Below are 21,875 nucleotides of genomic sequence, written 5' to 3'. Positions count from 1 at the left end.
CAGGGATGCCGGTTTAGCCGCCCCGCGCCATGGATGGCGCGTGGCGGCGGCCTCCCAAATCCATGGCGGATTACGGGCACACCGAGCCTAAGCGAGGTGCCGAGTGGTGGGGCAAGAGCCCTTTTGGTTACTTTTGGCTGGGCCGGCATTCCGGGCTCTTTTCCAAAAGTGACCCGCTGTAAAAGCGGAACCAATAGCAACCGTTACCGCAGCAATGGATATGTACTCGGTCTGATCCAAGATCCCGGTCGACTACAAGACCGCCATCGGGAGCAAGCCCCCCTCCCACATTTGAACTGCGGCCCATCAGTTGGATCTCCCTAGGCACACGTACCACCCATCCCACTTACGCATTCTGTGGATCCCCCCTCAAAAGCGTTGATAAACCCGAGCATCCGCTCAGCTATACTCCCCTCCATTTGAATGCCCCTGTGAGGAATTACTGTGAAGAACTGGACCCTGCGCCAAAGGATTTTGGCGAGCTTTGCGGTAATTATCGCCATCATGCTGCTGATGGTGGTGCTCTCCTATTCGCGCCTGCTCAAGATCGAAGCCAGCGAAAACTCCGTGCGCGACGACGCCGTGCCCGGCGTGTTTTTCAGTTCGATGATCCGCAGTGCCTGGGTCGACAGCTACCTGCAAACCCAGGAACTGGTCGGGATCCACGAAAACCAGGGCATTTCCGATGAAGACAAGCAGGACTACAAGTCATTCGAAGCGCGGCTTGAGCAGCACATGGCCAGTTACGCGGGCACGATCAATATCACCCAGGATCGCACCGAATTCGATGCCTTCGAAAAACTGCACCAGAACTACAACGCCATTCTTGCCCAGGTCCTGGCGGCTCATCAGAGCAACAACCCGGCCGAGGCGCTGAGGCTGTTCAACGAGCAACTGACCCCCGCCTGGACCGCAGGCCGCATGAAGCTCAACGACATCATCAATGAGAACAAACAGGTCGCCGACAATGCCACCGCTGCCATCGATGATGCCGTAGCAGCGGCAAAGGTCAGCATGGGCGTCTCGCTGCTGCTGGCGATTCTCGCCGCGGCGCTGTGCGGCCTGTTGCTGATGCGCGCGATCATGGCGCCGATGCAGCGTATCGTGCAGATCCTCGAAGTCATGCGTACCGGCGACCTGAGCAAGCGCCTGAACCTGGAGCGCAAGGACGAATTCAACGCGGTCGAAACCGGCTTCAACGACATGATGACCGAGCTGACTGCCCTGGTGTCCCAGGCGCAGCGTTCGTCGGTGCAGGTCACCACCTCGGTCACCGAGATCGCCGCGACCTCCAAGCAGCAACAGGCCACCGCCACGGAAACCGCAGCCACCACCACGGAAATCGGCGCCACCTCCCGCGAGATTGCGGCCACGTCCAAGGACCTGGTGCGTACCATGACCGAAGTGTCCACCGCCGCCGACCAGGCCTCGGTGGCCGCCGGTTCCGGCCAGCAGGGCCTGGCACGCATGGAAGAGACCATGCACTCGGTGATGGGCGCCGCCGACCTGGTCAACGCCAAGCTGGCGATCCTCAATGAGAAGGCCGGCAACATCAACCAGGTGGTGGTGACCATCGTCAAGGTGGCTGACCAGACCAATCTGTTGTCTCTCAATGCCGCCATCGAGGCGGAGAAAGCTGGTGAGTACGGTCGCGGCTTTGCCGTGGTGGCCACCGAAGTGCGCCGCCTGGCCGACCAGACTGCCGTGGCAACCTACGACATCGAGCAAATGGTGCGTGAGATCCAGTCAGCGGTGTCGGCGGGCGTGATGGGCATGGACAAGTTCTCCGAGGAAGTCCGCCGGGGTATGTTCGAAGTGCAGCAAGTGGGCGAGCAACTGTCGCAGATCATCCACCAGGTACAGGCCCTGGCGCCGCGGGTGTTGATGGTCAACGAAGGCATGCAGGCCCAGGCCACCGGCGCCGAACAGATCAACCACGCGCTGGTGCAATTGGGCGATGCCAGCAGCCAGACCGTCGAATCCCTGCGTCAGGCCAGCTTTGCCATTGATGAGCTGAGCCAGGTCGCGGTGGGTCTGCGCAGTGGCGTGTCGCGTTTCAAAGTCTGATGAGCGATCTCGCGGCTAAACGCGTCGCCGTCCCGGCAGCGAAAACGGCGTTGTTCCTGGTGTTTCGCATCGGCAACGAACGCTTTGCCCTCAAGGCCACCGAAGTGGCGGAGGTGCTGCCGCGCCTGCCGCTCAAACCCATCGCCCATGCGCCACTGTGGGTGGCGGGTATTTTTGCGCATCGCGGTACGCTGGTGCCGGTAATCGATGTCAGTGCCCTGACGTTCGGCACCCCGGCCCAGGCTCGCACCAGCACGCGGCTGGTGCTGGTCAACTACCAGCCGCAACCCTGGAGTGAAGCGCGTGGGCTGGGGCTGATCCTGGAGCAGGCCACCGACACCCTGCGTTGCGACCCCGCCGAGTTCCAGCCTTATGGCGTGGACAACCAGCAGGCGCCCTACCTGGGGCCGGTACGCGAGGATGCACAGGGCTTGATGCAGTGGATTGGCATTGCCGAACTGCTGAGCGCTGAAGTACGCGCCTTGCTGTTTTGCGCCGAGTTAAGCCTATGAGCAGTGACCCGCGTTTTTCGGCGTTCTTGAAAGAACGCATCGGCCTGGACGTTGCCTCGGTGGGCGAGGCGATCATCGAGCGTGCGGTGCGCCAGCGCTGCCAAGCCTCCCAGGCGCAGTCGACGGAAGCTTACTGGCAGCTCCTGCAACATTCCCACGACGAGCAGCAGGCACTGATCGAAGCGGTGATCGTTCCCGAGACCTGGTTTTTCCGCTATCCCGAATCCTTCGCGACCTTGGCTCGCCTGGCCCTGCTGCGCCTGGCCGAGATCAAGCAGATGCGCGCGCTGCGCATCCTCAGCCTGCCGTGTTCGACTGGCGAAGAGCCCTATTCGATTGCCATGGCCTTGTTGGATGCGGGCCTGGCGCCCCATCAGTTCAAGGTTCAGGGGATGGACGTCAGCCCGCTGTCGGTGGAACGTGCCCGGCGCGGTGTGTACGGCAAGAACTCGTTTCGCGGGGCCGATCTCGAATTTCGCGACCGCCACTTCACAGAAGAAACGGGCGGTTACCGCATCGCCGACCGGGTGCGCGAGCAAGTGCGTCTGCAAGTGGGCAATTTGCTCGACCCGACACTGCTGGCCAACGAGCCGACCTACGATTTTGTGTTCTGCCGCAACCTGTTGATCTACTTCGACCAGCCGACCCAGAAGCAAGTCTTTGATGTGCTCAAGGAACTGACTCACGTGGACGGTGTGCTGTTTATCGGCCCGGCCGAGGGCAGCCTGCTGGGGCGCCATGGCATGCGTTCGATTGGCGTGCCGCAATCCTTTGCCTTCAGTCGACACATAGAGCAGACCCCGCCGCCGGTATTCGTGCCGATGCCTGCGCCAGCACCGCAGCGCAGTGCAGCACCGATACCACTCAAGCCGCGTCCGTTCAGCACGGTCAGCACTCAGGTGCCGCCGGTCAAGGTGCCCCACACCGACGCAGGGGATTTGCTCGGCCAGATCGCGACCCTGGCCAATGAAGGCAAAAGTGCCGAGGCCCGGGCCGCCTGTGAGCGTTATTTAAGCAGCCACCCGCCGGTTGCCCAGGTGTTCTACTGGTTGGGGTTGCTCAGCGATGTTGCCGGCAGCGCCTTGGAAGCCCAGGGGTATTACCGAAAAGCCTTGTACCTGGAACCGCAGCATTCGCAGGCCTTGATGCATTTGGCCGCGTTGCTCGAATCCCAGGGCGACAGTGCGGGAGCGCGCCGGCTACAGGCCCGCGCCGCCCGTAGCGAGCGAGCACACAGTGAGTCCGAACGATGAACAGCCCTGACGCGCTCGACACCGCAGGCCTGGACCTGACGCTGACCGATACCCAAGCCATCGATGACTGCTGGAACCGTATCGGCATTCATGGCGACAGGTCCTGCCCACTGCTGGACGAGCATATTCACTGCCGCAACTGCTCGGTGTATTCCGCCGCCGCCACGCGCCTGCTCGACCGCTATGCCCTGCAGCAGGATGATCAGCGCCCGCAGGCCGCCGCCGAAGCGGGTAGCGAGGTGGTCACCCGTTCGCTGTTGATGTTCCGCCTCGGTGAAGAATGGCTCGGTATCGCCACCCGCTGCCTGGTGGAAGTGGCGCCATTGCAACCGATCCACTCCTTGCCGCACCAACGTTCCCGTGCGCTGCTGGGGGTGGCCAACGTGCGAGGTGCGCTGGTGGCGTGCCTGTCGCTGGTGGAACTGCTGGGCCTGGACAGCACCAGCAGCGTGCCCAGTGGCGGGCGGATCATGCCGCGCATGTTGATCATTGCCGCCCAGGACGGTCCGATCGTCGTGCCGGTGGATGAGGTGGATGGCATTCATGCCATCGATGAGCGCACCTTGAACGCGGCCTCGGCCTCCGGTACCCAGGCCAGCGCACGCTATACCCAAGGTGTGTTGCAGTTCAAAGGCCGCAGCCTGCGCTGGCTGGACGAAACGCAATTGTTGTCCGCCGTGACCCGGAGCCTCGCATGACCCCCGATCAGATGCGTGATGCCTCGCTGTTGGAGCTGTTCAGCCTGGAGGCCGATGCGCAAACCCAGGTCTTGAGCGCCGGCCTGCTGGCCCTGGAGCGCAACCCGACGCAGGCGGATCAACTTGAAGCCTGTATGCGCGCCGCACATTCGCTCAAGGGAGCGGCGCGGATTGTTGGCGTGGATGCCGGGGTCAGCGTGGCCCACGTCATGGAGGACTGCCTGGTCAGCGCCCAGGAAGGTCGTCTGTACCTGCAACCGGAACATATCGATGCGTTGTTGCAAGGCACTGACCTGCTGATGCGTATCGCCACGCCAGGCAACAGCGTGGGGCCGTTGGATATCCAGGCGTACGTGGCGTTGATGGAGCGTCTGCTTGACCCGGCGCAGCCACCCGCTACGCCTGCGCCAAAAGCTGAGCCCGAGCCTGCTCCGGCGCCTATCGTTGAAGCATTGCCGCAAGAGCCAGAGGTTGCACCGCCCGTCAGCAGTGAGCCACCGCGTCAGAACAAGCGCATCACCGAGGGTGGCGAGCGCGTGCTGCGGGTCACCGCCGAGCGCTTGAACAGCCTGTTGGACCTGTCGAGCAAGTCCCTGGTGGAAACCCAGCGGCTCAAGCCTCACCTGGCCAGTATGCAACGCCTCAAGCGCATTCAAAGCAACAGCCTGCGCGCCCTCGATACCCTGGACGGTCACCTCAAGCACCTGGATTTGAATCTTGAGACTCAGGAAGCCCTGGCCGATACCCGCCGCTTGTTGAGCGAAGCTCAGGCACTGCTGGCGGATAAAAACGCGGAACTTGACGAGTACGCCTGGCAGGCAGGCCAGCGCGCCCAGGTGCTATACGACACCGCGCTGGCCTGCCGCATGCGACCGTTTGCCGACGTGCTGGCGGGGCAGGTGCGCATGGTGCGTGACCTCGGTCGCAGCCTGGGCAAGCAAGTGCGCCTGGAAATCGAAGGCGAAAAGACCCAGGTCGATCGAGACGTCCTGGAAAAACTTGAAGCACCGCTCACTCATTTACTGCGCAATGCTGTCGACCACGGCATCGAAACGCCCGAGCAGCGGCTGCTGGCAGGCAAACCGGCGGAAGGCCTGATCCGCCTGCGTGCGTCCCATCAAGCCGGGTTGCTGGTACTGGAATTGAGCGACGACGGCAACGGTGTCGACCTGGAGCGGCTGCGCGGCACCATTGTCGAACGTAATCTGTCGCCGGTGGAAACTGCCCTGCGCCTGAGCGAAGAGGAATTACTGACGTTCCTGTTCCTGCCGGGGTTCAGCTTGCGCGACAAGGTCACCGAGGTGTCCGGTCGTGGCGTTGGCCTGGATGCGGTGCAGCACATGGTTCGCCAACTGCGTGGCGCGGTGGTACTGGAGCAGACGGCGGGGCAGGGCAGTCGCTTCCATCTGGAAGTGCCGTTGACCTTGTCGGTGGTGCGCAGCCTGGTGGTGGACGTGGGCGAAGAAGCCTATGCCTTCCCCCTGGCCCACATTGAACGCATGTGTGACCTGGCTCCCGACGACATTGTGCAACTGGAAGGCCGCCAGCATTTCTGGCACGAGGGCCGGCATGTGGGCCTGGTTGCCGCCAGCCAGTTGCTGCAGCGCCCACCGGGGCAGAGTCCTTCGCAAACCCTGAAAGTCGTGGTGATCCGCGAGCGCGATGCCGTGTACGGGATTGCCGTGGAGCGCTTTATCGGTGAACGCACCCTGGTGGTGTTGCCGCTGGATGATCGTCTGGGCAAGGTCCAGGATATTTCCGCAGGGGCCTTGCTCGATGACGGCTCGGTGGTGTTGATCGTCGATGTCGAAGACATGTTGCGTTCGGTGGATAAATTGCTCAACACCGGCCGCCTGGAACGTATCGCCCGGCGCAGCCAGCAGGCCACCGAAGCACCGCGCAAGCGCGTGCTGGTGGTAGACGACTCGCTGACCGTACGCGAGCTGCAACGCAAATTATTACTCAATCGTGGTTATGAAGTCGCTGTTGCGGTCGATGGCATGGATGGCTGGAACGCATTGCGCTCCGAGGACTTCGACCTGCTTATCACTGATATTGATATGCCTCGCATGGACGGTATTGAATTGGTCACACTTTTGCGTCGTGACAGTCGCCTGCAATCGTTGCCGGTGATGGTGGTTTCCTACAAGGATCGTGAAGAAGACCGACGTCGTGGACTCGACGCGGGCGCCGACTATTATTTAGCCAAAGCCAGTTTTCATGACGACGCCTTGCTCGACGCCGTGGTTGAACTGATTGGAGGCGCCCGGGCATGAGGATTGCGATCGTCAATGACATGCCCCTGGCGATAGAGGCCTTGCGCCGCGCCTTGAGCTTTGAGCCCGCCCACGAGGTGGTGTGGGTGGCCAGCAATGGCCTTGAAGCGGTGCGGCGCTGTGCCGAGCTGACCCCGGACCTGATCCTGATGGACCTGATAATGCCGGTAATGGATGGGGTGGAGGCTACCCGGCAGATCATGGCCGACACGCCTTGCCCTATCGTGATCGTTACTGTCGACCGCCAGGCCAACGTCAGCCGCGTATTCGAAGCCATGGGCCACGGAGCGCTGGATGTGGTGGATACCCCGGCGCTGGGCGTAGGCAACCCCAAGGATGCGGCGGCACCGCTATTGCGCAAGATCCTAAATATCGGTTGGTTGATCGGCCAGCGCGGCACGCGCGTGCGTGCCGAACCCCCACCGCAACGGGTCACCGGCAAGCGTCAACGGCTAGTGGCCATTGGTTCTTCAGCGGGTGGGCCGGCGGCCCTCGAGGTTCTGCTCAAGGGCTTGCCGCGGGATTTTCCCGCCGCCATCGTGCTGGTGCAGCATGTGGACCAGGTCTTCGCCGCCGGCATGGCCGAGTGGCTGAGCAGCGCCTCCGGCCTGCCCGTGCGCCTGGCCTGTGAGGGCGAGCCGCCCCAGGCCGGCGTGGTATTGCTGGCCGGCACCAACCACCATATTCGCTTGTTGAAAAATGGCACGCTAGCCTATACCGCAGAGCCGGTGAACGAGATTTACCGGCCCTCCATCGACGTGTTTTTCGAAAGCGTCGCCAGTTACTGGACCGGTGACGCCGTCGGCGTACTACTGACCGGCATGGGGCGCGACGGGGCCCAGGGCCTCAAGCTGATGCGCGAACAAGGATATTTGACCATCGCCCAGGATCAGCAGAGCTCGGCGGTGTACGGCATGCCCAAAGCGGCGGCGGCGATTGATGCTGCTGTTGAAATTCGCCCACTGGATAGAATTGCGCCCCGATTGCTGGAGGTCTTTGCAAAATGATCGAAAATCTCCCGCCGTGCTGGCTTGCAGGTAGTAATTCAGGTGACTGCACATGAATGATTTACAACTCGACGACTTCAAGACCGATGAGAACGCCGCCATGGTGCTGCTGGTCGACGATCAGGCCATGATCGGCGAAGCCGTGCGGCGCGGCCTGGCCCATGAAGAAAACATCGACTTCCACTTTTGCGCCGACCCGCACCAGGCGATTGCCCAGGCGATCCGCATCAAGCCGACGGTGATCCTGCAGGACCTTGTAATGCCCGGCCTCGACGGCCTGACCTTGGTGCGTGAGTACCGCAATCACCCGGCGACCGCGAATATCCCGATCATCGTGCTGTCCACCAAGGAAGACCCGCTGATCAAGAGTGCGGCCTTTGCGGCCGGCGCCAACGATTACCTGGTCAAGCTGCCCGACAACATCGAGCTGGTGGCGCGTATCCGCTATCACTCGCGCTCCTACATGACCCTGTTGCAGCGTGACGCGGCTTACCGTGCGCTGCGGGTCAGCCAGCAACAGTTGCTGGATACCAACCTGGTGCTGCAACGCCTGATGAACTCCGACGGCCTGACCGGGCTGTCCAACCGCCGCCACTTCGACGAATACCTGGAATTGGAGTGGCGCCGTGCCATGCGCGACCAGACCCAACTGTCGCTGCTGATGATCGACGTGGACTTCTTCAAGACCTACAACGACAGCTTCGGCCATGTCGAAGGCGATGAAGCCTTGCGCAAAGTCGCCGCCGCTATCCGCGACGCCAGCAGCCGCCCTTCGGACTTGCCGGCGCGCTACGGCGGAGAAGAATTTGCCCTGGTCCTGCCCAACACGTCGCCGGGCGGTGCGCGCTTGGTGGCAGAAAAACTGCGTATGGCAGTTGCAGCTCTGAAAATCCCGCACATTGCCCCGGCAGAAGGGGCGAGCCTGACCATCAGCATTGGCTTGTCGACGTTGACGCCGGTGCAGGGCACGGACTGCCGGCAACTGATCATGGCGGCGGACAAGGGGCTGTATACGGCCAAGCATAATGGGCGCAACCAGGTTGGTATCGAGTGAGTTGAGGCTGTACCCCATTAAAATGTGGGAGGGGCTTCCCTCCCACATTGTGAGCGCGGTATTCGTCCAGATTAAGTGCACATGAACGTGGTTGAACGAAGAAACCCGCCATCTATGTAGCGTCGATGGAAGGGGATTGCAGAGAGATTATTCTATTTTAAATCCAGGCCTGCCATTAGCCGCACGCCACTCTTTAACTTCTTTTACAATGCCCTCCGGGCTGTCTTCTCTGTCAGCTCTTGGATAGTAGACAAGATCTGATCCGTCAGGATGCTCCGTAAGTCGCTTGAATGCTAATAGCATTTCGTCATCTTCTTCCTCAGTGCGAGCACTCGCATCACAAAGAGAAGTTACAAAACTTAAAAATTCGCTTTCTGTGTACTCGGAAATTGAGGTTTTCATCTTAATTACCCAATTGAATGGCCGTATTTATTATGGCTCAACCTTAAATCCAGGCTTGTTATTGGTGGCTCGCCAGTTTTCAACTCTTTGAGTTATAGCTTCAATTGTACTTTCTGTGTCCGGTGCGGTGTAATAAATAAGGTCTGTTCCTTCTGGGTGTTCAGTAATTAATTCGAAGTGTTGTAAAAGTTTATCTAGTCGCTCATCGGTTGGAGCGGTATTTTCCTTGAGTATTTCTTTCATGAATAATAAAAATTTATCTTTTGTATACTCGGAAAAACTTTGTTTGAGTTTCATCATTCGGCTCCTTTCTTATGAGGCTCCATGTGGCGTTTAGGGGTTGGTATGCGTAAATTTCAGCATTATGATTCTGACCGCCCATCGGCAGCCGTCTTCGAACTCATTCGAACCGGAAGGTCGATTGTGCTGTTGACTGCCGAGGTTATTGTCGACTCGTTGAGTGAAATAAGAAGTCTGCCATCGTTGTAGAACCGATGGCAGGGGATAGGGCGGCGTTATTCTATTCTGAAACCAGGCTTGCCATTATTCGCACGCCACTCTTTGACTTCTTTTACAATTCCTTCTGGGCTGTCTTCTCTGTCATCTCTTGGGTAGTAGATTAGATCCGCTCCGTCCGGGTGCTCCGTCAGGCGTTCAAACTCGAAAACCATTTCAATGTCTTCTTCTTCGGTGCGAACGCTGCTGTCACAAAGAGAGATTACAAAGTTCAGAAATTCGGTCTCTGTGTATTCGGTGATTAATGTTTTCATCTTTTTAGATACCTTTTCTATGAATTTCTTTATGGCGTTTTGGAGTGGCTATATAGATGTTGTCAATGTCAAAAATCTCGCCGCCTTGAGAAATGAAAATTTTGTGGTGAATTTCGAATTTAACAGATTTCCCCACCCACTCTGATTTGCTTGAAAAGGGAGCTTTCCCATCCAGCATTATCGACAAATTTTGACGTTTGAACTGACTTGCCAGTTCCGAGTCATTGGCAACCGTTTTCCAGAAGGCTTCGCGAAATGCTCTGAAGTTTTTAAACTCCTGACCTTTAAGCTTGTCGGCAATTTGCGAAGGTATAGGGGAGCCTTCGCCTTGTGAGGCCGCTCCTAGCCAGGAACCGGTTATAGATTGCCCGTTGCCTGTCACAACTCCTGGGTCTTCCCGTTGATCCCTGAAAAACACATAGATGGGAGGTAAGCCAGAGTTGACCGGGAAGACAGTGATGAAGTCGTCAAATCCCGCCTCAGCAGCGGCCGGAAAACTGTCAATCCTTCCTTCAACGGGAGTTACGGTAGCTCCCGCATAGACAGGCGGTTCAGGTTGATCAACGGGCAGCGTTGTTGAGCTATCCCCAGGGGCAACGATAGGTGTCCAGATCAACGTTCTTGGTGGAATGTCACTTGTCGTGACGGTGTATACCTTCTGCCCAGGATCATAGGTCGCAGCAACCACCTTGACCTTGGAAGGCACGCTTGTACCGTCGGCAGTGACCACGAATACTTCTGACCGCCCATCGGTAGCCGTCTTCGAACTCATTCGAACCGGCAGGTCGATTGTGCCGTTGACTGCCGAGGTTATCGTCGACTCGTTGAGGTCTGGTACCAAGGTTGAGATCGGTGTACCAAGCGCATAACGCTCTGGAAGTTCTCCATTTGCGAGTTTGGGGGAATAGACCAACGCTGAAACACCGACCATTAAGCCACTCGCGGTACTTGCGACCAACTACGTCAATGCGGCCACTGCTGACCGAATAGCAGCTTGCAGCGTGATGGTAATCCCTTCTGCTGTAGCGATAGTCCCGACTGAGGTCATGACTATCGCTTGAGTCGCAGCAGCGGTGCCCGACAGTCGATAGGTATTGGTTACTCGTACCGCTTCAATACGCGCCTGGGCCGTGGCTACCTGCTGCGCACGTCCCGCGAGGTCGCTGATTGCATTGGAGGCGTTGGCAAGAAACCGCGCGGACTCTGACTTCAGCACAAAATCATGGTGGCTGAGCCATCTCACCCCAAGCGCGGTGTTCTGCTGCAGATAAATAAGTTGTTTCAGCCCCTCAAGCTCGGGTTTGCTCAGTGGCGGTGTAACCCGTGGGTTGGCTGCGGGATAGTAAATCATCAACCCGTTCCGGTTTATGGCTAACGGTGGGTCAATAGGTTTGATCGCAGTCATCGTTTCTTCGATCATTTTGTCCAGCGTGTTTTTGTAAAGCATGAGGGTCTGGTCGGGTGTCAATCCAACGACAGAACCGGCAAGAGAGGCGAGTTCCACCTGCAAATATTCCGGCAGCAACTGCACCTGAATTTCCAACTCATCGGCAATGGCCTTCAGATACTCATTGTGTAAATTTGCCCAGCCAGGATCATGTTCGGCTAAATTGGCCTCCAGCGTTTGCCGGGCCTTTGCCAACCCTGAAAGTTTTTTAGCCAGAATGTCTATGGAGAGCGAGAGAGCCTTGAGTTCTTGCGCGGCTCTCCAAACGTTGTCGTAAAGTGTGTACGTATCGCCCAAATTTTTTATCGGGTCAGAGGATGCAAGCGTTTCACGTAGTTTTGTATAGGTTAAGTTTTCCATCAGATAAAAAGGGCTTTGATCATAGAGCCCATAGATGAGTGGCGCAGTATTGGTGTATTTGGTTTTTTTTGCGTCGATGATTTCAAGTGCGATTTTTTGATCGAGAATGGCTGAGGCTGTCTCTGTGAGAGCCTGTGAAGCTTTCGCGGCTTGCTGTTTCTCTGCGAGTTCGCGTTCAGTTTCAGTCGTTAGCGTTGCGAACCGTGCGCTGTACTCTGCGTCAATCAAGGATTGATTGTACTGTTGCTCTCCAATGAAATCAGCGGTGGTGCTAGGGAAGTCAAACTGCTTGAAGCGGCTACGGTCTCCTTCACCTCGACGAGGCCCTTCTTGAAGGCCCCAGCCATCTCCACTTCCTGCGTAGCCTCCGCCTTCACCACCCCAATAAGTGTTTCGTCTCCCGGCGGTAATTATCGTGGGCTTGAGTTCTAAAGGTTGTCCTGGTTGCCACCCTTGCTGGGCCATAGGGTCTCTCCGTTTTTATGAGAGTGATCGAGTTTGAAAGTTTGTACGTCCTGAAAAAAGCTCAGTCGCTTTGATCGAACTTATTTGAGCGGGAAGGAATAAAAAACTGATGGCGTTTTGATTTGATTTTATGTCTGTAGGAGTATTTGTAAGACGGGTCTGAAACTGATGTATTTATATTCTTGTATATTTGTGACTTGAGTCTTGGGGCGATTTGGCTAGAAACCTAATTGTTTGTTTTTGTTAGGGTGGGTTGGATTGTGCTCTTTTAGGCGGGCTCTGATTTTGATGTTCAGATTATTTGTATAAACAGATGAACGGTCATTTTTGAGCGAGTAGTAGGTGTGGTTTTTCTAACGCGGGGTATCGCCCTCCCGCAGGAAACGCTTTGGTGGTCGCGCATCTGTTAGCGAAGCTAGCGTGAGGAGAGGAAGCGCCGCCTTGGCAGAATCGGCCAAGCGGGCTGCCGTTCCCAGCCGTTTGCCGTTATACTCGCCGGCTTTCAAAAGTTCGCCAACGAGTGCTGCCCGCCATGGAAATCAACCCGATCCTTAACACCATCAAGGACCTGTCCGAGCGCTCCGAAACTATTCGGGGGTATCTTTGACTACGATCAAAAGCATGAGCGTCTGACCGAGGTCAACCGCGAGCTTGAAGATCCGAGTGTCTGGAACAAACCTGAATACGCCCAGGAACTGGGGCGCGAGCGCGCTGCGCTGGCGCAGATCGTCGACACCCTCGACGAGCTGAACACCGGTCTGGCCGATTGCCGTGACCTGCTGGACATGGCTGTCGAAGAAAATGATGAAGGCGCAGTGGGCGATGTCGTCGCCGAGCTGGCCCGTCTCGAGGAAAACCTCGCCAAGCTCGAATTCCGCCGCATGTTCAGCCATGAAATGGACCCGAACAACGCCTACCTGGACATCCAGGCCGGTTCCGGCGGCACCGAGGCCCAGGACTGGGCCAACATCCTGCTGCGCATGTACCTGCGCTGGGCCGACAAGCGCGGTTTCGACGCGACCATCATGGAACTGTCCGCCGGTGAAGTCGCCGGTATCAAGGGCGCGACCGTGCATATCAAGGGTGAATACGCCTTTGGCTGGCTGCGTACCGAAATCGGTGTGCACCGCCTGGTGCGCAAGAGCCCGTTCGACTCCGGCAACCGTCGTCACACTTCGTTCTCCGCCGTTTTCGTCTCGCCAGAGATCGACGACAAGGTGGAAATCGAGATCAACCCAGCCGACCTGCGCATCGACACCTACCGTTCCTCCGGTGCCGGTGGTCAGCACGTAAACACCACTGACTCGGCCGTACGTATTACCCACGTACCGACCAACACCGTGGTCAGTTGCCAGAACGAACGTTCCCAGCACGCCAACAAGGATACCGCCATGAAAATGCTGCGGGCCAAGTTGTACGAGCAGGAAATGCAGAAGCGCAACGCCGCTTCCCAGGCGCTGGAAGACACCAAGTCGGATATCGGCTGGGGTCACCAGATCCGTTCGTATGTACTCGATGCGTCGCGGATCAAGGATCTGCGCACCAACATCGAACGCAGCGACTGCGACAAGGTACTCGACGGTGATATCGACGAATACCTGGAAGCCAGCCTGAAATCCGGCCTGTAACACCCCTGTAGGAGCGAGCTTGCTCGCGATCCCCAGCCGAAGGCTGGGGAAAACGTACCTGTGATGGAATTTCAAAAGACATGAGCGACCAACAACTCGACCCGCAAGCCCTGCAACAGGAAGAAAACTCCCTGATCGCCCTGCGCAAGGAAAAGCTTGCTGCCGAGCGCGCCAAGGGTAACGCCTTCCCCAACGACTTCCGCCGCGACAACTACTGCGATGCCTTGCAGAAACAGTACGCGGACAAGACCAAGGAAGAGCTGGCAGAAGCGGCGATCCCGGTCAAGGTGGCAGGTCGCATCATGCTCAACCGTGGCTCGTTCATGGTGATTCAGGACATGACCGGGCGTATCCAGGTTTACGTCAACCGTAAAACCCTCTCGGAAGAAACCCTGGCCTCGGTGAAAACCTGGGACATGGGTGACATCATCGCCGCAGAAGGCACCCTGGCCCGTTCCGGCAAGGGCGACCTGTACGTCGAAATGACCAGCGTGCGCCTGCTGACCAAGTCCTTGCGCCCTCTGCCGGACAAGCACCACGGCCTGACCGACACCGAGCAGCGCTATCGCCAGCGTTACGTTGACCTGATCGTCAACGAAGACGTGCGCCAGACCTTCCGTGTGCGTTCGCAAGTCATTGCCCACATCCGCAGCTTCCTGATGCAGCGTGACTTCCTGGAAGTGGAAACGCCGATGCTGCAAACCATCCCCGGTGGTGCCGCAGCCAAGCCATTTGAAACCCACCACAACGCGCTGGACATGGAAATGTTCCTGCGTATCGCGCCGGAGCTGTACCTCAAGCGTCTGGTGGTCGGCGGGTTTGAGAAGGTGTTCGAGATCAACCGCAACTTCCGTAACGAAGGCGTCTCGACCCGTCACAACCCTGAATTCACCATGTTGGAGTTCTACCAGGCCTACGCCGACTACGAAGACAACATGGACCTGACCGAAGAACTGTTCCGTGAACTGGCGCAGCTTGTTCTGGGGACTACCGACGTGCCGTACGGCGACAAGGTGTTCCACTTCGGCGAGCCGTTCGTGCGTCTGTCGGTGTTCGACTCGATCCTCAAGTACAACCCTGAGCTGACCGCTGACGATCTGAACGACATCGACAAGGCTCGCGCCATCGCCAAGAAAGCCGGCGCCAAGGTGTTGGGCTTTGAAGGCCTGGGCAAATTGCAGGTGATGATTTTCGAAGAGCTGGTCGAGCACAAGCTGGAGCAGCCACACTTCATTACCCAGTACCCGTTCGAAGTGTCGCCGCTGGCGCGTCGCAACGACGACAACCCGAACGTCACTGACCGTTTCGAACTGTTCATCGGCGGCCGCGAAATCGCCAACGCCTACTCCGAGCTTAACGACGCGGAAGATCAGGCCGAGCGCTTCATGGCTCAGGTGGCCGACAAGGACGCCGGTGATGACGAAGCCATGCACTACGACGCCGACTTCGTACGTGCCCTGGAGTACGGCATGCCGCCGACTGCCGGTGAAGGCATCGGCATCGACCGCCTGGTGATGTTGTTGACCAACTCGCCATCGATCCGCGATGTGATCCTGTTCCCGCACATGCGGCCACAAGCGTAACCGTTGCGAAATCCGAAGCCGCCTTTTATAAGGCGGCTTTTTTATGTGGCATATTCCAGTGTCACTTTTAAAGGAAGAAGTGTGGTGAACCGCGTAATGGCTCAAGAAGGTGCCGCCGGCATTGCTGCTGCCGTGGCTGAAAGCGTTCAGTACCAGGGTCGCAAGGCCAGCCGCCGCGGCAGCGAACAACGCCGCCAGGACATTCTCGATGCGGCCATGCGCATCGTGGTGCGCGAAGGGGTGCGTGCCGTACGCCATCGAGCCGTCGCGGCGGAGGCGGGTGTGCCGTTGTCGGCCACCACCTACTATTTCAAGGATATCGATGACCTGCTCACCGACACCTTCGCCCAATACGTCGAGCGCAGTGCGGCCTTCATGGGCAAACTGTGGGTGCGTAACGAGGGCTTGTTGCGCGAGATGGTTGCCTATGGCGATGGCAGCCCGCAGTCGCGCGCGCAACTGGCCGATGACATTGCCCGGCTGACCGCCGATTACGTGCTGCGCCAACTGACCAACCGCCGCGAATACCTGATGGCCGAGCAGGCGTTTCGACAGGAGGCCCTGCTGAACCCGCGACTGGCTGAACTGGTGCGCTCCCATCAACAGATTCTGTTGCAGGGCACCGGGCAGTTTTTTCAGGTGTTGGGCTCCCGTGAGCCGCAGCAGGATGCCAAGGTGTTGACGGCTATCATCAGTCGGATGGAATATCAGGGCCTGTTGGGCGGCGCAGAGCCTCTGACCGGTGAAGAGATGCTTGAAATCCTCAAGCGTTACATGCACCTGGTATTGGCCTCGGTCTGACAGCATTCGAGCAAAGCCTGACAACGCTCAACGTTTAAAGAGGAAAACACCGGGTGGACGATTACCAGCAGACGATACGCAGCTTGTCCGATCGCATTGTGCTGGCGCAGACACCGATCCGGGTTCTCGACGCAGTAAAGTGGGACGAGAACATCCGCCAGGGATTCCTCAAGGCCAAGGGCAAAGCCATGCCTGCCGTGGACCGCGATTACTACCTGAACCGGCCCCTGTCTTTCGATTCCAGTGCGGTGAAGCTGGAGTTCCAGAACATCGAGCGCGACATCACCCGCCGCCTGGGCCAGTTCAGCCCGGTGGGGCAGATCATGCGGCGCATGTGCCGCGAATACCGCATGGTGGTGCGTATGCTTGAAGCGCGCGGCACCGAGGACTTTGGCCTGATATCCCAGGAACTGTACGGCGCTGCCTCCGATGCGTTCCACGCCGGCGACCCGACCCTGGCAGACCTGGGGCTGATGCTGTCGGACTACCTGAACAATATCGATGGCCGGGGCGATCTGAAGGACGAAGCCAAGACCCTCACCGCCAAGGATGCGGTGAGCCTGCTGCAAACGCGTCTGAACAAGGTGTTTGGCGAGGCAGAAGAGACCATCCGCGTGTTCGAGTCCGACGGTATCGTCGCGGATGCGGCGGCGGGCGCCGACTATATCAAGATCCGCGCCGACGCGATGTTCAACGACCGCGACGTGCGCGCCCTGGAAGTGCATGAAGGGCTGGTGCATGTGGGCACCACGCTCAATGGCCAGAACCAGCCAATCTGCACGTTCCTGTCCAAGGGTCCGCCGTCGTCCACCGTGACCCAGGAGGGCCTGGCGATCCTGATGGAAATCATCACGTTTGCCTCCTATCCCAGCCGCTTGCGTAAATTGACCAACCGTACCCGCGCCATCCATATGGTGGAGGAGGGCGCCGACTTCCTGCAGGTGTTCGAGTTCTTCCGTGAGCAAGGCTTTGAAATGGCCGAAAGCTATGGCAACGCCAGCCGGGTGTTCCGTGGTTCAGTGCCGACCGGTCTGCCGTTTACCAAGGATTTGTCCTACCTCAAGGGCTTTATCATGGTCTACAACTACATCCAGCTCGCCGTGCGCAAAGGCAAGTTGGAACAAGTGCCGCTGCTGTTCTGTGGCAAGACCACCCTGGAAGACATGCGCACCCTGCGCCAACTGGTAGACGAGGGGCTAGTGGTACCGCCCAAGTACCTGCCGGAGCAGTTTCGCGATATGAACGCGCTGGCGGCGTGGATGTGTTTTTCCAACTTCCTCAACCACTTGAGCCTGGATCGGATCGAGGCGGATTACTCCAATATCCTTTAGGTATTTCATTGAAGCAACCGGGTCACCGTGTGGGAGGGGGCTTGCCCCCTCCCACCATTGGATCTTCACAAGACTTCAGGTTTCAACTCACCTACGAGGTTTCAACGGATGAGAATCCTCGGCATTTTATGCCTGCTACTCACATTGAACGGCTGCAGCTCCTTGCTGTTCTATCCCGAGCCGGGCCTGCCCTTCACGCCGGAAAAAGCCCGCCTGCAATACCGCGACGTCACTATCACCACTGCTGACGGCCTCAAGCTCCACGCCTGGTGGTTGCCGGCTAAACCCGGCGTACCTCTGAAGGGAACGGTGCTGCACCTGCACGGCAACGGCGGTAATCTCGCCTGGCACCTGGGCGGCAGTTGGTGGTTGCCGGAGCAAGGCTATCAAGTGCTGTTGCTCGATTATCGCGGCTATGGGCTTTCGCAAGGCAAACCGTCCTTGCCGGCGATCTATCAGGATATAGACGCAGCATTCAGTTGGCTCGACAAAGCTCCTGAAACCCAGGGGCAACCGTTGATTGTGCTCGGTCAAAGCCTGGGCGGCGCGCTGGCGGTGCATTACCTGGCGGCCCATCCGGCACGTCAACCCCAGCTCAAGGCGCTGATACTGGATGGCGTACCCGCCAGTTATCGTGACGTAGGACAATTCGCCCTGAGCACGTCCTGGTTAACCTGGCCGTTGCAGGTGCCCCTGTCGTGGCTGGTGCCCGACGCCGACAGTGCAATCAATGCCATGCCCCAACTGACCGGTGTGCCAAAACTGTTGTTCCACAGCCTGGATGATCCCATCGTGCCAGTGGCCAATGGCATCCGCCTGTATCAAGTGGCCCCTGCGCCAAGGGTGTTGCAACTGACCCGTGGCGGCCATGTGCAGACGTTTGCCGACAAGACCTGGCAAACCGTCATGCTGCGTTACCTGGACGACCCGCAGCACTTCAACGGCCTGCGCCGGCTGGGCGAGATTCCGAATTATCCAATTCCTAAAGTTGATTCATCAGAGAGCCCGCAATGAGTGAAGAACGCAACATGATCCCGCTGATCCTCACCGGCATCGGCACTATCATCGGTACCGTTGGGTGCTTGTGGTATTACGGCTACCTGCACTTCGCCAAGCCGCAAGACGCGTTGCTGCTCAGCGACTTCACCATGCTCAAAACCGTGCCGGGGGAGGATTACAAAATTTCCCTGACCCCTGCCGCGCAGGTAGCGCAGTGCGTTGACGGCGTGTTGGTGATGTTTGATACCGAGCAAAAAGGCTTGAGCGGCGTGCTGGTGAACAACAAGAAGCAGGCCGTGCGTTGCATGGGGCAGGAAACTCCGCAACTGCAGCAGTGAGTCCTAACACCGCCGTTGTATGAAAACGTCCTTCAAGTCTCCTGATTAGTCAGGCGAGGTCTGTCCGAATCTATATAGCCTGGAACCATCTGTACTCGCTTGCCACAGATCGTGGACTGATCAGCTTGTCTGATCAGTGCATTGTATTAACTAATCTGGAGTACGAGTTTATGGACGGTATCGGCGGTTCACTTTCAGTTGGCGCGGGCTATTCAGTTGGCTCCGAGGCACCCTCGCAGGGCCTGGATCAGCTAATTCAGGACATCCGGGATAAAATTCAAGCCAAGCGCGGCGAAGGTTCGCAGGGTTCGGGCGGGGCCCAGGGGGCTGGAGGCGGGGAGAGCCTTGAAGAACTGCTCGAAAAGCTGAAGAAGTTGTTGGAAGAAAGAGCCGCCCTGGAGGCAAAAGACCCAGCTGGCACATCTGGCCAAGGCCAGATTCAGGTGGGCGGCGGCGACAGCCCGGGCTCTATCGCGTTTTAATCCCCTGCCTTTGAAAGCCTGCCAGTGATTTGGGGGGGGCATGAGTGTGGCCGGCCCACGGCGTGCCGGTGCCACCACAGTATCTCCTCAAGAAGTCGCCTGGAACTGAATTGCGTAAACCGCCACAAACGGTGGTGTGACTTCTTTACAGCGGGGCTGGGACGGTGGTGATAAATATTGATGCGATACGCAATATGCTGGCGATGGTCAGGGCGCATCAGGCGTTAGAACGACAAGATGCGCTGGAGCAGGCGCGTAACAAGTCGGCAGGCAGTTCGGCGCAGGGTTGCAAAGACCCCGGCATGATAAAACCGCCTGATGAAGACACAGATCGCCCAATCAATTTTTCCTAGCCAAAAAAAACCCACCGCGAGGTGGGTTTTTTTATCCGGCAACAATCAATCAGTTAGCAACGGAAGACCGTGGCTTGACTGGCTGGTTGTCGTTGGAGATGGTCACTTCAACGCGACGGTTCATGGCACGGCCCGAAACGCTGCCGTTGTCGGCAACTGGATATTCCTTGCCGTAGCCCTGGGTCACGATGCGCGAGATATCCACGCCTTGTTGAGCCAGTGCACGTTGCACGGAAGCTGCGCGACGCTCCGACAGGCTCTGGTTGTACGAGTCGGAACCCGTGCTGTCGGTGTAGCCTTCAACGATCACTTTACGATCCGGGTTATCGCGCAGGAACTGCGCCAGCTTGGTGATGTTCACCAGGCCGCTGGATTTCAGGTCGGACTTGTTGGTGGCGAACAGTACGTCGCCGAAAGTCACCAGGGTGCCGCGATCGGTTTGCTTGGCGTTCAAGCTGTTTTGCAGTTGCTTGATTTGCGCGTCACGGGCGTCCAGCAGGGCTCGGGCACGTTCGTCACCGGCATTTTTCAGCTTGGCTTCGGATTCGCGCAGGACGATGGTGTCCTTGGCAACTTCAACACGCTGGTTGGTCAGGTAAGCGAGTTGGTCGACTTTCTTCTCGTCTTCGTTGTCGCGGTATGCCTTGTCAGCCTTGTCCAGCCATTCGCTGGCGTCTTTGGTTTCCAGGGCTGCCAGTTTGGTGGCTTGCGGGTTGGTTTGCAGGGCCGAGAAGTTAGTCCGTGCATTTTCCAGGTTCGCGTTCGGCGGGGTGGAGCAGGCCGCCAAGGCAACGCTCATCGCTAGCAGGGCAGGGATCATCAATTGTTTACGCATAGTCGTGTCGTCCTTTCAATTCGATATCAGGTGCGATGCAATCAAGGGGCAGTGGCTTACTTCTGCATGATTGCAGCTGGGCGCATGCCTTCCTTACGCAGTTCTTCAACAGCCTTCTGGGAATCCTTCACAGCCTGTTGAGCCTTGGCAGCCTGGGCTTTACGCTCGGCGACGCGGGCGTCCCATTCGGCTTGTTCAGCCAGCTGACGAGCTTTCTCGTAGTTCTTGTCGTGCATCGCGATTTCAGCTTCTTTGAGCTTGTCCTGAGCCGACTTCATTTCCACGGCTGCAAACTCGGTACCGCCAGCGCTCACGGCGCTGTTAACGGCCGATTGGGTCACGGCGTACTGCTCGGTTGGAGGGTTGCCGGCGCAGCCTGCCAGAACGAAGCTGGTGCCGATTGCCAGCGCGGCCAATTTGAGCCCGCGCAGGTGGTTAAACGAGGATTTGGCGGTGCTGGTGTTCATCGTCTTCAACTCCATTGGATAACTCCTGAAAAACATCAAAATCCATCGTGGCGTATCGGTTGCGGGCCCGGCGGTAAAGCTCATGAGGCCAGTTCAAACGACCGTTCCACAAGTGATGGCTACTGGCTGTGACCTGAGGCTTTTTTCAAAAGTTCAGCGGATATGGCGAATTGCCTGAAAAAATATCTGACTGAGTGGTCAGCGTTCAAAAGATGGAACTTTCGCAGCGCGAAACGGTACTCCGAGCCTGTAAAAAGCCCGGAATACCTGGGTTAGATTGACGTCAATAAAATGTTGTTCAGTGTTTCTGTTCGTCAGCGCTGGCGGACAAATCATGTAAATAGCGGCGGGACAACGTCAGAAACCGGGGTGTGAGCCCCACGTCTTCATACAGCGGGTCCCCCTCTTCATCGGTGGCAATCACTTGGTCGCCCTTGATATAGGGAAAGCTTTCTTCCAGCTCTTCAAGGGCGGCGCCGATCAGCTCGCCGAGCAGTTCTTCGACGTGGCGCTTGGGGTACATCTCGGCAATGGCGGCCAGCCTTGCGGCAGATTCCACATCCAGATGAATCGCGTACTCAGTCTTGGTCAGGCGACCCTTGGCAGTTTCTTCCCAATGCTGGGCCAGTTCTCGAATTTTCATGGCTACCTCAATAAGCCTGCGTTGGCAGGCGGTGATGAGTGACCAGCCGCCTGCGTGAATAACGCGACGGCTCATGCTTGAGACTAGCTTTAAGCCACAAGGTT

Annotated in this window: 22 protein-coding genes; 14 read left to right on the top strand and 8 right to left on the bottom strand. The window is 58.0% G+C overall.

Annotation, left to right across the window (positions count from 1 at the left end):
* The first annotated feature begins 444 nt into the window (after window positions 1-444).
* The 7 genes from E4P00_RS09865 to E4P00_RS09835 are packed head-to-tail and all read left to right on the top strand — an operon-like array spanning window position 445 to window position 8,867.
* Window positions 445-2,067, top strand: coding sequence for a methyl-accepting chemotaxis protein (locus E4P00_RS09865; RefSeq protein WP_032877491.1), 1,623 nt, complete (start codon window positions 445-447; stop codon window positions 2,065-2,067).
* Window positions 2,067-2,579 (top strand): chemotaxis protein CheW, encoded by a 513-nt coding sequence (locus E4P00_RS09860; RefSeq protein ID WP_248091045.1) that lies wholly within the window; start codon window positions 2,067-2,069, stop codon window positions 2,577-2,579. The genes E4P00_RS09865 and E4P00_RS09860 overlap by 1 nt, the downstream gene beginning before the upstream one ends.
* A complete protein-coding gene (locus E4P00_RS09855; RefSeq protein WP_032877489.1) occupies window positions 2,576-3,832 on the top strand; it encodes a protein-glutamate O-methyltransferase CheR in 1,257 nt (418 codons plus the stop codon). Before E4P00_RS09860 ends, E4P00_RS09855 begins: the two co-directional genes overlap by 4 nt.
* On the top strand, window positions 3,829-4,530 hold the full coding sequence (locus tag E4P00_RS09850; RefSeq protein ID WP_032877488.1) for a chemotaxis protein CheW: 702 nt from the start codon (window positions 3,829-3,831) through the stop codon (window positions 4,528-4,530). The genes E4P00_RS09855 and E4P00_RS09850 overlap by 4 nt, the downstream gene beginning before the upstream one ends.
* Window positions 4,527-6,806: a hybrid sensor histidine kinase/response regulator gene (locus tag E4P00_RS09845; protein ID WP_032877487.1), complete on the top strand. Its 2,280-nt coding sequence runs from the start codon at window positions 4,527-4,529 to the stop codon at window positions 6,804-6,806. The genes E4P00_RS09850 and E4P00_RS09845 overlap by 4 nt, the downstream gene beginning before the upstream one ends.
* Window positions 6,803-7,813: a chemotaxis response regulator protein-glutamate methylesterase gene (locus tag E4P00_RS09840; RefSeq protein WP_078820447.1), complete on the top strand. Its 1,011-nt coding sequence runs from the start codon at window positions 6,803-6,805 to the stop codon at window positions 7,811-7,813. The genes E4P00_RS09845 and E4P00_RS09840 overlap by 4 nt, the downstream gene beginning before the upstream one ends.
* Window positions 7,814-7,865: 52 nt before the next feature.
* Complete coding sequence (locus E4P00_RS09835; RefSeq protein WP_032877485.1) at window positions 7,866-8,867, top strand: PleD family two-component system response regulator; 1,002 nt, start codon at window positions 7,866-7,868, stop codon at window positions 8,865-8,867.
* A gap of 147 nt (window positions 8,868-9,014) precedes the next feature.
* On the opposite strand, the gene E4P00_RS09830 is transcribed toward E4P00_RS09835, so the two are convergent.
* The 5 genes from E4P00_RS09830 to E4P00_RS09810 form a co-directional block, all read right to left on the bottom strand.
* Window positions 9,015-9,269 carry a bacteriocin immunity protein gene (locus E4P00_RS09830; protein WP_087945225.1) on the bottom strand — a complete coding sequence of 85 codons (255 nt, stop codon included), beginning with the start codon at window positions 9,267-9,269 and terminating at the stop codon, window positions 9,015-9,017.
* A 30-nt stretch (window positions 9,270-9,299) separates the two neighbouring features.
* On the bottom strand, window positions 9,300-9,566 hold the full coding sequence (locus E4P00_RS09825) for a bacteriocin immunity protein (protein ID WP_348984607.1): 267 nt from the start codon (window positions 9,564-9,566) through the stop codon (window positions 9,300-9,302).
* Window positions 9,567-9,784: 218 nt separating this feature from the next.
* Window positions 9,785-10,039, bottom strand: coding sequence for a bacteriocin immunity protein (locus E4P00_RS09820; protein ID WP_032803300.1), 255 nt, complete (start codon window positions 10,037-10,039; stop codon window positions 9,785-9,787).
* 4 nt (window positions 10,040-10,043) lie between these two features.
* A complete protein-coding gene (locus E4P00_RS09815; protein ID WP_248131309.1) occupies window positions 10,044-10,970 on the bottom strand; it encodes an S-type pyocin domain-containing protein in 927 nt (308 codons plus the stop codon).
* A 27-nt stretch (window positions 10,971-10,997) separates the two neighbouring features.
* Window positions 10,998-12,311: a hypothetical protein gene (locus tag E4P00_RS09810; RefSeq protein WP_248131307.1), complete on the bottom strand. Its 1,314-nt coding sequence runs from the start codon at window positions 12,309-12,311 to the stop codon at window positions 10,998-11,000.
* Window positions 12,312-12,843: 532 nt separating this feature from the next.
* On the opposite strand from E4P00_RS09810, the gene prfB reads away from it, so the two are divergent.
* The 7 genes from prfB (at window position 12,844) to E4P00_RS09775 (ending at window position 19,473) form a co-directional block, all read left to right on the top strand.
* Window positions 12,844-13,939, top strand: a protein-coding gene (prfB, locus tag E4P00_RS09805) for a peptide chain release factor 2 (protein ID WP_098465888.1) whose coding sequence is annotated in 2 segments (ribosomal slippage) — window positions 12,844-12,915 and window positions 12,917-13,939 — 1,095 coding nt in all. Because the reading frame shifts where the segments join, the coding sequence is not laid out codon by codon here.
* An 80-nt stretch (window positions 13,940-14,019) separates the two neighbouring features.
* Window positions 14,020-15,522, top strand: coding sequence for a lysine--tRNA ligase (lysS, locus tag E4P00_RS09800; RefSeq protein ID WP_005785507.1), 1,503 nt, complete (start codon window positions 14,020-14,022; stop codon window positions 15,520-15,522).
* A gap of 84 nt (window positions 15,523-15,606) precedes the next feature.
* Entirely contained in the window at window positions 15,607-16,323 is a 717-nt protein-coding gene (locus E4P00_RS09795) for a TetR family transcriptional regulator (protein ID WP_078820451.1), read from the top strand.
* 53 nt (window positions 16,324-16,376) lie between these two features.
* Window positions 16,377-17,654 carry a flavohemoglobin expression-modulating QEGLA motif protein gene (locus E4P00_RS09790; protein ID WP_005785511.1) on the top strand — a complete coding sequence of 426 codons (1,278 nt, stop codon included), beginning with the start codon at window positions 16,377-16,379 and terminating at the stop codon, window positions 17,652-17,654.
* 108 nt (window positions 17,655-17,762) lie between these two features.
* On the top strand, window positions 17,763-18,668 hold the full coding sequence (locus E4P00_RS09785; protein WP_032877483.1) for an alpha/beta hydrolase: 906 nt from the start codon (window positions 17,763-17,765) through the stop codon (window positions 18,666-18,668).
* On the top strand, window positions 18,665-18,991 hold the full coding sequence (locus E4P00_RS09780) for a hypothetical protein (protein WP_017529735.1): 327 nt from the start codon (window positions 18,665-18,667) through the stop codon (window positions 18,989-18,991). The genes E4P00_RS09785 and E4P00_RS09780 overlap by 4 nt, the downstream gene beginning before the upstream one ends.
* A gap of 170 nt (window positions 18,992-19,161) precedes the next feature.
* Window positions 19,162-19,473, top strand: a complete 312-nt coding sequence (locus tag E4P00_RS09775; protein ID WP_248131304.1) for a hypothetical protein — start codon at window positions 19,162-19,164, stop codon at window positions 19,471-19,473.
* A gap of 402 nt (window positions 19,474-19,875) precedes the next feature.
* Here E4P00_RS09775 and E4P00_RS09770 read toward each other — a convergent pair whose 3' ends face one another.
* The 3 genes from E4P00_RS09770 to E4P00_RS09760 form a co-directional block, all read right to left on the bottom strand.
* Window positions 19,876-20,661, bottom strand: a complete 786-nt coding sequence (locus E4P00_RS09770) for an OmpA family protein (protein WP_005785517.1) — start codon at window positions 20,659-20,661, stop codon at window positions 19,876-19,878.
* 56 nt (window positions 20,662-20,717) lie between these two features.
* On the bottom strand, window positions 20,718-21,143 hold the full coding sequence (locus tag E4P00_RS09765; protein WP_005785519.1) for a DUF4398 domain-containing protein: 426 nt from the start codon (window positions 21,141-21,143) through the stop codon (window positions 20,718-20,720).
* A 283-nt stretch (window positions 21,144-21,426) separates the two neighbouring features.
* Window positions 21,427-21,771, bottom strand: coding sequence for a hypothetical protein (locus tag E4P00_RS09760; protein WP_005785520.1), 345 nt, complete (start codon window positions 21,769-21,771; stop codon window positions 21,427-21,429).
* Window positions 21,772-21,875: the final 104 nt, after the last annotated feature.

Origin of the sequence: Pseudomonas sp. B329 (assembly GCF_023127835.1) — a bacterium.
Taxonomy (GTDB): Bacteria; Pseudomonadota; Gammaproteobacteria; order Pseudomonadales; family Pseudomonadaceae; genus Aquipseudomonas; species Aquipseudomonas synxantha_A.
The sequence above is the reverse complement of the archived record's forward strand: the minus strand, read 5'-3'. Positions and strand labels throughout refer to the sequence as shown.

Bases quoted from the DNA above. Each gene is read 5' to 3' on its own strand.
- E4P00_RS09855 (WP_032877489.1), top strand. From the start codon at position 2,576: ATGAGCAGTGACCCGCGTTTTTCGGCGTTCTTGAAAGAACGCATCGGC.
- E4P00_RS09860 (WP_248091045.1), top strand. From the start codon at position 2,067: ATGAGCGATCTCGCGGCTAAACGCGTCGCCGTCCCGGCAGCGAAAACG.
- E4P00_RS09835 (WP_032877485.1), top strand. From the start codon at position 7,866: ATGAATGATTTACAACTCGACGACTTCAAGACCGATGAGAACGCCGCC.
- E4P00_RS09825 (WP_348984607.1), bottom strand. From the start codon at position 9,566: ATGAAACTCAAACAAAGTTTTTCCGAGTATACAAAAGATAAATTTTTA.
- E4P00_RS09850 (WP_032877488.1), top strand. From the start codon at position 3,829: ATGAACAGCCCTGACGCGCTCGACACCGCAGGCCTGGACCTGACGCTG.
- E4P00_RS09840 (WP_078820447.1), top strand. From the start codon at position 6,803: ATGAGGATTGCGATCGTCAATGACATGCCCCTGGCGATAGAGGCCTTG.
- E4P00_RS09820 (WP_032803300.1), bottom strand. From the start codon at position 10,039: ATGAAAACATTAATCACCGAATACACAGAGACCGAATTTCTGAACTTT.
- lysS (WP_005785507.1), top strand. From the start codon at position 14,020: ATGAGCGACCAACAACTCGACCCGCAAGCCCTGCAACAGGAAGAAAAC.
- E4P00_RS09770 (WP_005785517.1), bottom strand. From the start codon at position 20,661: ATGCGTAAACAATTGATGATCCCTGCCCTGCTAGCGATGAGCGTTGCC.
- E4P00_RS09760 (WP_005785520.1), bottom strand. From the start codon at position 21,771: ATGAAAATTCGAGAACTGGCCCAGCATTGGGAAGAAACTGCCAAGGGT.
- E4P00_RS09780 (WP_017529735.1), top strand. From the start codon at position 18,665: ATGAGTGAAGAACGCAACATGATCCCGCTGATCCTCACCGGCATCGGC.
- E4P00_RS09785 (WP_032877483.1), top strand. From the start codon at position 17,763: ATGAGAATCCTCGGCATTTTATGCCTGCTACTCACATTGAACGGCTGC.
- E4P00_RS09810 (WP_248131307.1), bottom strand. From the start codon at position 12,311: ATGGCCCAGCAAGGGTGGCAACCAGGACAACCTTTAGAACTCAAGCCC.
- E4P00_RS09765 (WP_005785519.1), bottom strand. From the start codon at position 21,143: ATGGAGTTGAAGACGATGAACACCAGCACCGCCAAATCCTCGTTTAAC.
- E4P00_RS09815 (WP_248131309.1), bottom strand. From the start codon at position 10,970: ATGGTCGGTGTTTCAGCGTTGGTCTATTCCCCCAAACTCGCAAATGGA.
- E4P00_RS09830 (WP_087945225.1), bottom strand. From the start codon at position 9,269: ATGAAAACCTCAATTTCCGAGTACACAGAAAGCGAATTTTTAAGTTTT.
- E4P00_RS09845 (WP_032877487.1), top strand. From the start codon at position 4,527: ATGACCCCCGATCAGATGCGTGATGCCTCGCTGTTGGAGCTGTTCAGC.
- E4P00_RS09775 (WP_248131304.1), top strand. From the start codon at position 19,162: ATGGACGGTATCGGCGGTTCACTTTCAGTTGGCGCGGGCTATTCAGTT.